Source organism: Euzebya sp., assembly GCF_964222135.1.
Taxonomy (GTDB): domain Bacteria; phylum Actinomycetota; class Nitriliruptoria; order Euzebyales; family Euzebyaceae; genus Euzebya.
This window is the reverse complement of the sequence record NZ_CAXQBR010000035.1, coordinates 18,293-32,271: the sequence shown is the minus strand read 5'-3', so window position 1 is coordinate 32,271 and position 13,979 is coordinate 18,293. Positions and strand designations below refer to the sequence as shown.

Below are 13,979 nucleotides of genomic sequence, written 5' to 3'. Positions count from 1 at the left end.
GGAGGCCCGTCGCCATGACGGGCCTCCCGACACACCGTGCCCCGGACGACTCTGGACGGCCCCGGAACCCGACTGCCCGGCTCCGGGACCGCCGCGGTCGCTAGGCCGCCGCGGACTCGCGCTCGCGTCGCTTCTTCGCGGCCGCGCGCGACGCCGCCAGCGGGATCTCGACGCCGTTGATGCGGTGGAGGTCCTTCGGGACACCGCTGCGGGGGTGCAGCTCCACCTGCTCGTTGCGGTCCGGGCCCGACGAGCCGTCCGGCTTCGCGAGCCGGCGGATCTTGCGGACCACCGAGCCGAACTGCTCGCGCAGGGAGCCGGTGTTGTACGGCAGCCCGTAGCGCTCGCAGATGTCCCGCACCTCGCTCGACAGCATCGCGTAGCGCCGTGACGGCAGGTCGGGGAACAGGTGGTGCTCGATCTGGTGGCCGAGGTTCCCGCTGACGATGTGGAACAGCCGGCTCCCCCGGACGTTCGCCGAGCCGAGCATCTGACGCAGGTACCAGCCGCCGCGGGACTCCCGCTCCACCTCCTCCGGGGTGAACATCGCGGTGCCGTCGGGGAAGTGGCCGCAGAAGATGATCGTGAACGCCCACACGTTGCGGACGAGGTTCGCCGCCAGGTTCCCGGCAGCCACGTGCAGCGCGAGCGGGCCGGCGAGCAGCGGGAACAGCACGTAGTCCTTGCCGGCCTGCTTGGCGGACTTCTCCGCGATGACCTTCGCGACGTCCTGGACGTCCTCCCAGGAGTTCGTGCCGTTGCGCAGCTGCTCGATCTCGAGGTCGTGGACGGCCACGCCCCACTGGAACAGCAGGGCCAGCAGGGTCGCGTACACGGCGTTGCCGCGGTCGCGCGGCGTCCACTCCTGGTCCTCGGTCATGCGCAGCACCCCGTAGCCGATGTCCCGGTCCTTGCCCAGGATGTTGGTGTACGTGTGGTGCATGAAGTTGTGGGACAGCTTCCAGTTCGCCGACGGGGCGGCGGTGTCCCACTCGAAGCTCTTCGAGTGGATCTTCGGGTCGTTCATGAAGTCGTACTGGCCGTGCATGACGTTGTGGCCGATCTCCATGTTGTCGAGGATCTTCGACATGGAGAGCGAGGCCACCCCGGCCGCCCACGCGACGGGGTTGAACGACAGGAACAGCAGGCCGCGGCCGGCGATCTCGAACGCCCGCTGGGCGCGGATGACGCCGCGGATGTAGCGGGCGTCGTCCTCGCCCAGGTCGTTCAGGACCCGCTCGCGGATCCGGTCGAACTCACGACCCAGCTCGGCGATCTGCTCATCGGTCAGGCCCGTCCGTGCGCGGATGGCCGAGTCGTCGGTCTCCTGCCCCTCCGCGATCGTCGGGGCGGTCGGGGTGCCGGCGTCGTTGTGCGCCGGGGTCGGTGGTGTGGTCGTGCTCATTCTGGTGCTCCCTCCCAGGTCGGTGTCGGAGCGCGAGCTCGACGTCGCCCTTCGCGACGCTCACGCAGATCTGGATGTCGTCGTCGTCCTCGGTCGAGGTGTCCCCGCTGGTCAGGTTCTCGGTGATGCCGCTGACCTTGCGGGTCGTGCAGGTCTTGCAGATGCCCATGCGGCAGCCGTAGTCGGGTTGCAGGCCGGCGTCCTCCGCCTGGGCGAGCAGGGGGCGGCCGTCGTCGTCGATCTCGAGCTCGGAGTCGGCCAACCGGATCCGTCCCTCACCGGTGCCGGCACCCAGGTCGGGGTGCAGGGCGAACCGCTCGACGTGCAGCTGACCCGCCGCGTCGGCGTCGGCCCAGACGGCCTCGGCGGCCTCGAGCATGCCGGCGGGTCCGCAGACGAACGCCGTGGCGTCCGCCCACCCCTTGGCGACCTCGTCCAGGTGCTCGACGACCAGGCGGCCCTGGAGCCGGGAGTCCGGCACCTCCTCCCCGGTCAGGACCTGCACCACGTCCAGGGCGTCGACCCGGCCGGCGAGGTCCTCGAGCTCAGTCGCAAAGATCCGGTCCGCGTTGGTCCGCGCGTAGTGGAGGAACGTCACCCGGCCCTCGTGCCCCTCGTCCACGAGCGTCCGCAGCATGGCCATCACCGGGGTGATGCCGCTGCCGCCGGAGACGAGCAGCAGGTGGTCGGGGCGCGGGTCGGGGAGGGTGAACTCGCCGCGGGGTTCGGAGACCTCCACCACCAGCCCGGTGCGGGCGTGGGTGTGGAGGAACCGGGACACGTAACCCTCGTCGTGCGCCTTGACGGTCAGGGTGAACCGGCCGTCGTCGCGGTGGGCGCTCGAGGAGATCGAGAAGTGGCGGGTCCGCACCACCCCGTCCAGCGACACCTTGATCTGGACGTGCTGGCCGGCCTCCGGAGGCCCCCAGCCTGGTCCGGGGTCGAAGGTGAGGGTCGACGTGTCCCGCGTCTCACGGACCTTCTCGACGAGCAGCGCGCGGGTGGTCTCGACCGCCCACAGCGGGTTGAGGACCTGCAGGTAGGAGTCGATCCCGTGGGGGGTCGTCGCCCGCTCGACCACGCGGGATCGCAGCACCCGCCGCAACCGCGCCGGGATCGTCCGGGTCCGCACCTGCAGCGGACCCGCGTGGAACGAGCCCCCGGCCTCCTGCGCCACCGACGGCACCCAGTGCTGCGCGCTGGACATGCTCACCACCTGCACCCCTCCCTCCCGCTCATCCCGACCATTGCAGTGAAAGGTGTAACAGTAGACCCGGCGCATGTCTACCGGCCGTCGGTCCGAAGGGCACCGGACGGTGCAGGATCGCGCCGAACGTCGCCGTCAGGCGATGGAGGCCCCGATCGCGCCCCACATCGGCGCCCACCCCGCCCACCCCGCCCACCCCGCCCACCTCGCGCACGCGGCACACGACGACGCCCCCGCCCAGGATCACCGGGCGGGGGCGTCGTCGAGGGCGCGAACGCCCGTGGGCTGGCTAGATGAAGGCCGGGGCGAACACCAGGCTGACGATGGTCATGACCTTGATGAGGATGTTCATCGCGGGACCGGAGGTGTCCTTGAACGGGTCGCCGACGGTGTCGCCGGTGACGGCCGCCTTGTGGTTCTCCGAGCCCTTGCCGCCGAAGTTGCCGGCCTCGATGTACTTCTTCGCGTTGTCCCACGCGCCGCCGGCGTTGGCCATGAAGATGGCCAGCATGAAGCCGGTGGCGAGGGCGCCGGCCAGCAGGCCGCCGAGCGCCTCGACGGAGAAGAACCCGATGACGAGGGGGAGGACGACGGCCAGGGCGCCGGGGATCACCATCTCCTTCAGCGACGCGTCGGTCGAGATCGCCACGCAGCGCGCCGAGTCGGGCTTCACGCCCTCCCGGCCCTCGCGCAGGCCCGGGATCTCGGCGAACTGCCGGCGGACCTCGACGATCATCGCCTGGGCGGCGCGACCGACGGACTTCATCGTCAGCGCGGCGAAGGCGAACGTGGCCATCGAACCGATGAACAGGCCGATGACGACCGGGACGCTCGTCAGGTCGATGACGAGGGTCTCACCGGGGGGTGAGACCGCCGCGGTGTAGGAGCGGAACAGCGCCAGCGCGGTCAGCGCGGCGGAGCCGATCGCGAAGCCCTTCGCGACCGCGGCGGTGGTGTTGCCGAGCGCGTCGAGGCCGTCGGTGACCTCGCGGACCTCCGGCGGGAGGTGGGCCATCTCGGCGATGCCGCCGGCGTTGTCGCTGATCGGCCCGTAGGCGTCGACGGCGACCACGGCGCCGGTGGTGGCCAGCATGCCGATCGCCGCGAGCGCCGCCGCGTACAGGCCGCCGTTGGTGGCGAGCTCGTCGGTGAAGGCCAGGTCGCCCAGCCAGAAGGAGGCGCCGATCGCGGCGACGATCAGCACGACCGAGGCGACGGTCGACAGCATGCCGTCGGCGATGCCGCCGATGATCACCGTGGCCGGCCCGGTCTCGGACTGGCCGGCGAGCTTCTTGACGGGGGTGTAGTGGTCGGAGGTGTAGTACTCCGACGTGAAGCCGATCGCGTACCCGGCGACCAGCCCGATCACGATGACGAGGCCGAGGAGCAGGCCGTTCTCCACCTCCGGGACGTCGGCGAAGATCCACGCGCCCGCGGCGAGGGACACCGCGCCGGTGATGACCATGGCCAGGTTGGTCCCGAAGTGGAGCTGGGACGACAGCGAGCGGCCCGGCCGACCGCGGACCAGCAGCGCGCCGACGATCGACGCGATCATGCCGACGGCGGCGACGAGCAGGGGGAAGAGGAAGGAGGACTGCAGCAGGGCGTTGTCCCCGACCTCCACGATGGCGCCCTCCTGCCCGGTCGCGAACCCGCCGAACAGCAGCGCGGCGAGGACGATCGGGGCCACGATCGATCCGGCGTAGGACTCGAACAGGTCCGCGCCCATGCCGGCCACGTCACCCACGTTGTCGCCGACGTTGTCGGCGATCGTGGCGGGGTGGCGCGGGTCGTCCTCGGGGAGGCCCGCCTCGACCTTGCCGCCCAGGTCGGCGCCGCCGTCGGCGGCCTTGGTGTAGATGCCGCCGCCGATGCGGGCGAACAGCGCGATCGACGAGGCGCCGAGGCCGAACGCCGCGACGATGCTGAACGCATCGTCGACCGCCAGGACGTCGACGAACAGGATGTAGCAGAGGCTGATGCCGAGCAGGCCGAGGCCGGCGACCGTGAAGCCCATGACCGCGCCGCCCTTGAAGGCGAGGGGCAGCGCCTTGGCGGCGCCGTCCCGCGCGGCGTTCGCGGTGCGGACGTTCGCCGCCGTGGCGATCTGCATGCCCACCACGCCGGCGAGCGCGCTGAAGACCGCCCCCATCAGGTAGGCCACGGCACCCCAGGGGGCGCCGTAGGGCAGCACGATCATGATCAGGACGGTCATGATCGCGACGAACACCGCCACCCAGCGGTACTCGCGGCGGAGGAACGCCTGGGCGCCCTCGCGGATGGCGGCGGCCAGCTCCCGCATGACCTCCGTGCCGGGGTCGGCCCGGTTCACCACCATGTTGAAGTAGAAGGCCAGCCCGAGGCCGGCGATCGCTGCGAGCGCAGCGACGTAGGGGATCCAACTCCTCGTCTCACGCTTTCCATCGGTCGGTGCGCCGTGGGTGCCCGAGGGCCTCTGCGCATCACGGCTCGGTGCTTCAAGCTGCCCGGCGGCCACGCGTCGTGCGCACGCACGCAGTGCTCACCGAGCGCACGCACGCGACAGGCCCCGCCGGGCGGGACTCCGGGGCAGTGTACGCAGCCGCCGCGAGCCGGCACGAACGCGCCGGCGGGTCCGACGTCGTCCACATACCCGCCACCCCGGCCGCGGACCCGCTGGGTACCGTGAACGGCCATGACGGAGTTCAGGTACCGGCGCCGCGCCGACCGCGAGGCGGAGGAGGCACGATCCCTCTCGCCCGCCGCCACGCGGTCCGCGTCGTCCGCGGGACGGCGGGACCCCGAACCGGACGACCCGTACCGGACCTGCTTCGAGCGCGACCGCGACCGGATCACCCACTCGAAGGCGTTCCGGCGGCTCAAGCACAAGACGCAGGTCTTCATGAACCCGACCGGCGACCACACGGTCACCCGGCTGACCCACACCCTCCAGGTCGCCCAGGTCGCCCGGTCCATCGCCGCGGCCCTGGCGCTCAACGAGCCGCTGGCGGAGGCGGTCGCGCTCGGCCACGACGTCGGCCACACCCCCTTCGGGCACACCGGCGAGGATGCGCTCGCGGCCTTCTTCCCCCACGGCTGGGTCCACTCGGCGCAGTCGGTGCGGATCTACGACGTCCTCGAACCCCTCAACCTGTGCGCCGAGACCCGTGACGGGATCCTGCGCCACCCCTGGAAGGTCGACCCCGCCCCGGCCACGCCCGAGGCCGGGTGCGTGCGCTTCGCCGACCGCATCGCCTACCTGACCCACGACGTGCTCGATGCCCTCCGGGCGGACCTGCTGACGCCGGCGGACCTGCCGGCGTCGGTGACCGCGGCGCTCGGCGCGCCGGGCAGCAGCTGGATCGGGCAGTTCATCGACGCGGTCGTGGACCACACCGTCGCGACGGGCCGCCTGGGCATGGACGACGCGCTCCTGCCGGTGATGCACGAGCTTCGCGCGTTCATGTTCGACCGCGTCTACCTGGGGCCGGAGCAGCTGAGCCACACCCGGGCGGCCACGCGGGTCGTCACCGAGCTCGTCGAGTACCTCCTCGACCACCCCGAGCACCTCCCCGACACCTACGCCGACCCCGACGCCGACCTGCTGACCAGGGTCGCCGACTACGTATCGGGTATGACTGACCGGTACGCGCTGGCGCTGCACGACCGCTGGTTCCGCCCGCGCCTGTTCGAGGTCCCGCCGCTCGATCCCGTGGTCTGATCCCACCCCGGACGACGTGCAGTCGGCCGTCAACCCTGCTACCCATCAAGGACCATGCCCAAGTCCCTCGTCATCGTCGAGTCGCCCACCAAGGCGACGAAGATCGGCAAGATCCTGGGCTCTGACTACATCGTCGAGTCCTCAGTCGGTCACATCCGCGACCTCCCGGCCAACGCCGCGGAGGTCCCTGCCGAGCACAAGGGCAAGCCCTGGGCCTCGATGGGTGTGGACACCGAGCACGACTTCGAACCCGTCTACGTCGTCAACCCCGACAAGAAGAAGACGGTCGCGAACCTGCGGAAGCTGGTGAAGCAGGCCGACGAGCTGATCCTCGCGACGGACAAGGACCGCGAGGGCGAGGCCATCGCCTGGCACCTGCTCGAGGTCCTCCAACCGCGCGTCCCCGTCCGGCGGATGGTGTTCGGCGAGATCACCGACGCGGCGATCCGCCACGCGATCGAGCACACCATCGACCTCGACGAGCGCCTGGTCGACGCGCAGGAGGCCCGGCGGATCCTCGACCGGCTCTACGGCTACGAGCTGTCCCCGGTCCTGTGGAAGAAGATCAACCCGGGTCTGTCGGCCGGGCGGGTCCAGTCGGTCGCCACCCGCATCGTCGTGGAGCGGGAGCGCGAGCGCATGGCGTTCGTGCCGGCCAGCTACTGGGACCTGTCGGCGGAGTTGGTGAAGGAGGGTGGGAGCGCCTTCGAGTCCTCCATGACCGCTCTCGACGGGGCGCGGCTCGCGTCCGGACGGGACTTCGACCAGCAGGGACGGCTCACGTCCGACGGCGTCGCCCGCCTGGACGAGACGCGGGCACGCGCGATCGCGGCGGGCCTCGAGGACGCGACGTTCACGGTCAGCTCCGTCGAGACCAAGCCGTACCGGCGCAAGCCGCCGGCGCCGTTCTCCACCTCCACGCTCCAGCAGGAGGCGGGGCGGAAGCTGCGCTTTAGCTCGAGCCGGACCATGCAGGTCGCCCAGCGGCTGTACGAGAACGGCTACATCACCTACATGCGCACCGACTCGACGATGCTGTCGGACTCGGCGCTCACCGCGGCGCGGGACCAGATCCGCGCCCGCTACGGCGACGACTACCTGCCGGACAGCCCGCGGATCTACGCGAAGAAGTCGAAGAACGCCCAGGAGGCGCACGAGGCCGTCCGCCCCTCCGGCGAGACGTTCCGCACGCCCGACGAGCTCCGCGGCGAGCTGGGCAGCGAGGAGCGGCGGCTCTACGAGCTGATCTGGACCCGCACGATCGCGAGCCAGATGACCGACGCGGTCGGCCAGACCGTCAGCGTCCGACTGGAGGCGCCGGTCGGCTCCCAGGGCGGCGAGGACGCCGGCGCGACCGCGCAGTTCAGCGCGAGCGGCCGGACCATCACCTTCCCCGGGTTCTTCCGCGCCTACGTCGAGGGGTCCGACGACCCCGAGGAGGCCCTGGCCGACCGCGAGACGTTCCTGCCGCCGATGGCCGAGGGCGACGTCCTGTCGGCCGAGGAGGTCACCGCGGAGGGGCACGAGACCAAGCCGCCGGCGCGGTACAACGAGCCCAAGCTGGTGCAGAAGCTCGAGGAGCTCGGCGTCGGGCGGCCCTCCACCTACGCCTCGATCATCTCCACGATCATCGGCCGCGGCTACGTGTGGAAGAAGTCCGGCGCGCTCGTGCCGTCGTTCACCGCCTTCGCGGTCGTGTCGCTGCTCGAGCGCCACTTCGCGCACCTCGTCGACTACGAGTTCACCGCGAAGATGGAGGACGACCTCGACGAGATCGCCGCGGGCAACTTCGACCGGGTCCCGTGGCTCAGCCGGTTCTACTTCGGCGGCCCCGAGGGCGGGACCGCGGTCGCGGGCGCCGGGTCGGGCGGCCCCTCGGGTGACGGGCCGGCCGTGGTCGCCAACCCCCTCGGGCTGAAGGAGATGGTGACCGACCGCCTCGACGAGATCGACGCGGCGGCGATCAACTCCATCCCGCTCGGCCAGGACTCGTCCGGCACGACGATCGTCGCCCGCGTCGGGCGCTACGGGCCGTACCTGCAGCGGGGCGAGGACACCGCGTCCCTCCCCGACGACATCGTCCCGGACGAGCTGACGCCGCAGCGCGCGGAGGAGCTCCTCGAGGCGCCGAACGACGACCGGCTGCTCGGCACCGACCCCGAGACCGACCAGCCCGTCGTGGCCCGCAACGGCCGCTTCGGCCCCTACGTGCAGCTGGGCGACCCGGCGGACGGCAAGCCGGAGAAGACCGCCTCGCTGTTCAGCTCCATGTCCCTCGACACGATCGAGCTGTCCGACGCCCTCCGCCTGCTCAGCCTGCCGCGCGAGATCGGGCGGCACCCCGAGGACGGCGAGCCCATCACGGTGCAGAACGGCCGGTACGGCCCGTACCTCAAGTGGGGCAAGGAGACGCGCAGCCTGGGCAGCGAGTCCGAGCTGTTCACCGTGACCCTCGACGACGGGCTGAAGCTGCTCGCCCAGGACAAGAAGAGCGCCCGCCAGCGGTCCAACCCCGTCCTGCGCGAGCTCGGCACCGACAAGGTCTCCGAGCAACCGATGTCGGTCCGCAACGGCCGCTTCGGCGCGTACGTGACCGATGGTGAGGTGAACGCCAGCCTCCGCAAGGGCGACACGGTCGAGAACCTGACCGACGAGCGCGCCAGCGAGCTGCTGCAGATGCGCCGCGAGCGGATGGCAGCCAAGGGCCAGACGCCGAAGAAGAGCGCGTCGCGGAAGAAGGCGACCAAGAAGAAGAGCGCCAAGAAGACGAGCGCGAAGAAGGCGTCCAGCGCCCGCAAGCGCAGCTGACGTCGGGGGAGCCCCCTAGGTGGGACCGGCCGGGAGGCCGGGGACCGCGGGGTGCACACCCGGCGTACGCTGAGTGCTCCGCGCGCGCACTGCAGCCGGCCCTCCCCATGCCCAGCGACCCCTTCTACCACGCCCCCGGCTCCGACGAGCCGGTCCGAGCCATGCCGTCGTCCCGGTCGGCGTACGTGCAGCTGCTGCGCAACCGGAACTTCCGGTACTGGTTCGCGTCGTCGTTCACCTCGAGCGTGGGCGACTGGATGGGCTTCGTCGCGCTGACGGCGCTGATGACCCAGCTGAACGAGGACTCGTCGTCCGCGCTGTTCGCGGTCGGCGGCCTGCTGATGATCCGCCTGTTGCCGTCGGCGCTGTTCGGGCCGATCGCCGGCGTGATCGCCGACCGGTACGACCGGCGGAAGGTCCTGGTCTTCACCGACATGTCGCGGGCGGTCGTCTACCTGATGATCGCCTTCGCCGGTGACGTGCTGGCGATCTTCGCGCTGACGTTCATCGTCGAGTGCATCTCGCTGCTCTTCCTGTCGGCGAAGGACGCGTCGCTGCCCCAGGTCGTCGAGGACGACGCGCACCTGACCGAGGCCAACCAGCTCAACCTGCTGTGCAGCTACGGCACCCTCCCCCTGGGTGCGGTGTCGACCACGGTGATGATCGCGGCCGCCAACGGGATCGGCGCGCTGCTGGCGATCGACGCGGACCCGCTGCGCCTGGCCCTGGTCCTGAACGCGATCAGCTTCGTGCTGAGCGGGATGCTGCTGTTCAAGGTCGACCTGCCCGGCGAGGCCGAGCGGCGCCAGCAGCGCAAGGACGCCGACGAGCAGCCCGGCGTGCTGCAGGAGCTCCGCGAGGGCCTCGACTTCATCCGCGGCTTCCCGCTCCTGCGCGCACTGATCAGCGGCATCGTCGGCGTGTTCTTCGGCGCCGGCGTGGTCATCGGCCTCGGCCCGGTCTTCGTCGCCCGCGACCTCGGCCGCCCCGAGGCCGACTGGTCGATCCTCCTCAGCGTCGTCGGCGGCGGGCTCGTCGTCGGCATCGCGGTGCTGATCCCGCTCCTGCGGCGCTACACCCAGGAGCTGGTGTTCCCGATCATGCTGGCGGTGACGGGGCTGCTCGCCGTGCTCACCGCGCTCAGCGTCAACTTCGGCATGGCCCTGGCGATCGGCGCCCTGCTGGGGGCGTCGGCGGGCGTCGCGGTGGTGCAGGGCTACACGCTCCTGCAGACCCACACCGAGGACGTCACCAGGGCGCGCACGTTCAGCCTCTTCTACGTGCTGACCCGCATCAGCCTCTTCGCCGCGCTGGGCATCGGCCCGTTCGTCGCCGGCGCGATCGGTCGCCTGTCGCTGGGGACCGCCACCGGCATGCTGACCGTCACCGGCGTGCGGGTCACCGTCATCGTCGGCGGGCTGATCGCGCTGTACTTCGGCCTGCGGACCCGGTCGGCCATCGCGTCGGCGCGCCGGACCGGCCAGCAGCCCATGCGCCTGCCGCCGGCGCCGCCGCAGCGGACCACCGACGGCCTGTTCATCAGCTTCGAGGGCGTCGAGGGGGCGGGCAAGTCCACCCAGATCCGCTTGCTCGCCGACCAGCTCGGCGCTGAGGGCCGTGACGTGGTGGTGACCCGCGAGCCGGGTGGCGCGGACCTCGCCGAGCAGATCCGCGCGCTGGTGCTCGACCCGCAGACGGTCGGGATGGGGGACCGGACCGAGGCGCTGCTGATCGCCGCCGCCCGCGCGGACCACGTCGAGCACACGATCCGACCGGCGCTCGAGGAGGGGAAGGTCGTGCTCTGCGACCGGTTCGTCGACTCCTCGCTTGCCTACCAGGGCTACGGGCGTGGGCTGCGGGTCGACGAGGTGCACGAGGTCAACCGCTGGGCGGTCGCCGGCGTGCTGCCCGACGTGGTCGTGCTGCTCAACCTGGACCCGCAGGAGGGGTTGCACCGGGTGTCGCGCCGGTCCGGGTCGGGTGACGGCGCCGGCCGCCGACCGGGCCGGGCGGACAACCTCGTGAGCTTCCCGAACGCCGACCCCAACGGGTTCGACCGCATGGAGGCCGAGGACCTCGCGTTCCACAAGCGGGTCGCGAAGGGCTACCTCGATCTCGCGCGGAACGACCGCGACCGGTTCCTCATCATCGACGCGCACGCCGACACCACGAGCATCCACCGCCAGGTCCGTGCCGCCCTGCACCGCTGGCTGCCGATGCCGATCGACACCCCGATCGCCGGGACCCCGGTCGACGACGGTCGTGAGGCGGACGGGTTCGGCGACACCGCCGAGGGCTGATCTGGGTCGCGACGGACCTGTCCCACCCGCGCGCTAGCCTCCGCGGACGTGGACGTGTGGGACATCCCGGCCCAACGCCGGGCAGCCGAGGTGCTGTCGGGCGCGGTCACGCGCGACGACATCGGCCACGCGTGGGCCTTCGTCGGCCCCCCAGACGTCGGCCAGACAGAGGTCGCCCGGGCCTTCGCCGCCGACGCGAACGGGGCGTTGGGCGACGAGGTCCTGACCGGTCGGTTCCTGCGCGGCGCCCACCCGGCGTACCGCGAGTTCACCCCCGTCGGGGCGTTCCACCGCAAGGAGGACGTCCGCTCGCTGTGGCTGGACGCGGCCAACCAGACGATCAAGGAGGGGCGGGTCAAGGTCCTCCGCATCGTCGCGGCGGACCGGATGAACCCCGAGGCCGCGAACGCGTTCCTCAAGGCGCTCGAGGAGCCGCCGCCCGGGACGGTGTGGATCCTCGACCTGGCCGATCCGGCCGAGCTGCCCGACACGATCCTGTCGCGCTGCCGCGTGGTGACCTTCGCGGCCTGGAACGCCGCGCAGCTGTCGGAGCTCGCGGCGTCCCTCGACCTGACCGGCGTCGACGCGCAGCTCGCGGTGCGCGCGGCGATGGGGTCGCCGACGGTCCTGCGGCGGCTGGCCGACCCGACGGCGCTGGCCGACTACCGGGCCCACCGGGAGTGGCTGGTGCGGGTCCGCGCCGACGGGCCGGGCTTCGCCCTGCTCGCGTCGCGGGCGCTGAAGGATGAGATCGGCCGTCGGGTGAAGGCGATCGAGGCGGAGGGGGACGCCCAGCTCGAGCAGCTCACCGAGCTCTACGGCGACCAGCCGCCCCGGCCGGTGCTGAAGGACCTCGAGGAGCGCTACAAGCGCCTCGCCCGCGCCGAGCAGACCGCCACCGTGCAGCAGGCCCTCGACGACGTCGTCGGCTGGTGCCGCGACGCCCTCGTCGTCGGTGGGGGAGGGGGCGCGGACGCCGTCCGGAACGTCGACGCCCTGGACGCGCTGTCCGAGCAGGCCGAGGCGGTGTCGGCGGGGGCGCTCCTCGACATCTGCGACGCCGCCCTCCACGTCCGGGAGTCGATCGAGGTCAACGTCCGCTGGGACCTGGCCGTCGAGGCGTTCATCCTCGGCGCCCACGCCCGGTCGCTGCAGCCCTAGCGCCAGGCGGGCGCACCCGATCGAACGCGCGACGCCCCGCCGGCGGACCGGCGGGGCGTCGTGTGCGTCAGGGAGGTGCTAGCTCGGGCACCCGGCGGCGAAGTACTCGCCGACGTTGGTGCTGGCCTCGGTGATCTCCGGACCCGACAGCGTGGTCGAGAGCTCCTGGAGCTGGGTCAGCGCCTCCTGGTCCGGCACCTCGCCGGACTCGAGGTCGATGCCCTCGAGGGCGGAGGCGATCTCGTTGAAGGTGTCGCCCAGGACCTGGAAGTCGCTGGCGTACTCGTCGGGGACGGAGTCGGCCAGCTCGAGGAAGGCGTTGGCCTGCTCCATGATCGCGTCGGCCTGGGCGCTGCCGGTGGTGGCGTCGGCCAGGGCGGAGGGGACGGCGTTCAGCGCGTCGGCGGCCTCCTGGCACGCCGCGGCGTCGATGGTGCCCGAGACCTCGGCATCGACTTCTGCGGTGCCGTCCTCGTCAGTGGTGGCCTCCACATCGGCGTCGACGTCTGCGGCGGCCTCGTCGCCGGCGTCGTCGGTGTCCTCGGCCGTGTCGTCGGCGCCACCGCATGCGGCCGCGAGGACGGACAGGAGGAGCGCCAAGATCAGCATGGTCTTGCGCATCGGGGTTCCTTTCGGGGTGGGGTGCTCGTGCTCGTCAGCGGGCGCACGTTCGCGCCGGCACACTAGTCCCGGTCCTAACCGAGTGGGCGAGATGTGAGACGTCCGTGAGGACTGGCGCGGACAGGATGACCCGGTGGTGGGCGCGCTCGTACACTGCTCCGCCCCTCGCGCCCTCCATTGGCCATCCTGTGGGCGCCGACCGCGGCGACCCTGCTGCTCCTCGCGCAGGCGCTGTGGGTGATGGAGCGCCACAGCGGCGCCATGTGGGAGGCCCACAGGACGCGCACGACCCTGCCGCCGTGGTGGCTGCGGCCCCATCCGACCACCGAGGCCCGCGTTGCCCGCCTCCGCCGCATCGCCGAGGGTGGCTCGCGTCCCCTCATCGGCCCGCACCTCACGGCCGCACGAGCGGCGCTGGCCGCCGGAGTTCGCGCACACGACATCGCGCTGGCGACTTGGGTGCGACATCCGGGTGTGGAGCCCCCGAGCGGGATCGAACCGCTGGCCTGCGCTTTACGAGAGCGCCGCTCTTCCGACTGAGCTACAGGGGCGAACACCGGTTGGAGCCGATGGACGAGCAATGGTAGCGGCCCCTCCGTGCAGCTCGCACCCCTCCTCGCCGCCGCGCTGGAGGCGGGCCGATCGGCACCGCCTCGTCCACGCACGCCGGACCAACCCCCATCCGCCAGGTCGAGCGACACCCCCCCGGGTGCGTCCGCCGCTCTCACCGGCGGGCCGCGCACCCACGGCGATGGGACCGCGTCCACCTGGGTGCGC

Annotated in this window: 8 protein-coding genes and 1 tRNA gene; 4 read left to right on the top strand and 5 right to left on the bottom strand. The window is 71.8% G+C overall.

Features of this window, described 5'->3' with window-relative positions; all coding sequences use genetic code 11:
- Nucleotides 1–100: 100 nt before the first annotated feature.
- The 3 genes from ACEQ2X_RS08755 to ACEQ2X_RS08745 form a co-directional block, all read right to left on the bottom strand.
- Nucleotides 101–1,309 carry a fatty acid desaturase gene (locus ACEQ2X_RS08755; protein ID WP_370325421.1) on the bottom strand — a complete coding sequence of 403 codons (1,209 nt, stop codon included), beginning with the start codon at nt 1,307–1,309 and terminating at the stop codon, nt 101–103.
- Nucleotides 1,281–2,612 carry a ferredoxin reductase gene (locus ACEQ2X_RS08750; protein WP_370325419.1) on the bottom strand — a complete coding sequence of 444 codons (1,332 nt, stop codon included), beginning with the start codon at nt 2,610–2,612 and terminating at the stop codon, nt 1,281–1,283. The genes ACEQ2X_RS08755 and ACEQ2X_RS08750 overlap by 29 nt, the downstream gene beginning before the upstream one ends.
- Nucleotides 2,613–2,901: 289 nt before the next feature.
- Nucleotides 2,902–5,010 carry a sodium-translocating pyrophosphatase gene (locus ACEQ2X_RS08745; RefSeq protein ID WP_370325420.1) on the bottom strand — a complete coding sequence of 703 codons (2,109 nt, stop codon included), beginning with the start codon at nt 5,008–5,010 and terminating at the stop codon, nt 2,902–2,904.
- Nucleotides 5,011–5,286: 276 nt separating this feature from the next.
- Between ACEQ2X_RS08745 and ACEQ2X_RS08740 the strand changes: the two genes are divergently transcribed.
- The 4 genes from ACEQ2X_RS08740 to ACEQ2X_RS08725 all read left to right on the top strand — a co-directional run bounded on the left by ACEQ2X_RS08740 (nt 5,287) and on the right by ACEQ2X_RS08725 (nt 12,581).
- On the top strand, nt 5,287–6,312 hold the full coding sequence (locus ACEQ2X_RS08740; RefSeq protein WP_370325418.1) for an HD domain-containing protein: 1,026 nt from the start codon (nt 5,287–5,289) through the stop codon (nt 6,310–6,312).
- Nucleotides 6,313–6,366: 54 nt separating this feature from the next.
- On the top strand, nt 6,367–9,120 hold the full coding sequence (gene topA, locus ACEQ2X_RS08735; protein WP_370325417.1) for a type I DNA topoisomerase: 2,754 nt from the start codon (nt 6,367–6,369) through the stop codon (nt 9,118–9,120).
- A gap of 107 nt (nt 9,121–9,227) precedes the next feature.
- Nucleotides 9,228–11,420, top strand: a complete 2,193-nt coding sequence (gene tmk / locus ACEQ2X_RS08730) for a dTMP kinase (RefSeq protein ID WP_370325416.1) — start codon at nt 9,228–9,230, stop codon at nt 11,418–11,420.
- Between the two features lie 48 nt (nt 11,421–11,468).
- Nucleotides 11,469–12,581, top strand: coding sequence for an ATP-binding protein (locus tag ACEQ2X_RS08725; RefSeq protein ID WP_370325415.1), 1,113 nt, complete (start codon nt 11,469–11,471; stop codon nt 12,579–12,581).
- A gap of 78 nt (nt 12,582–12,659) precedes the next feature.
- Here ACEQ2X_RS08725 and ACEQ2X_RS08720 read toward each other — a convergent pair whose 3' ends face one another.
- Nucleotides 12,660–13,202, bottom strand: coding sequence for a hypothetical protein (locus ACEQ2X_RS08720; RefSeq protein WP_370325414.1), 543 nt, complete (start codon nt 13,200–13,202; stop codon nt 12,660–12,662).
- Nucleotides 13,203–13,677: 475 nt separating this feature from the next.
- Nucleotides 13,678–13,753: transfer RNA gene (locus ACEQ2X_RS08715), tRNA-Thr, on the bottom strand.
- Nucleotides 13,754–13,979: the final 226 nt, after the last annotated feature.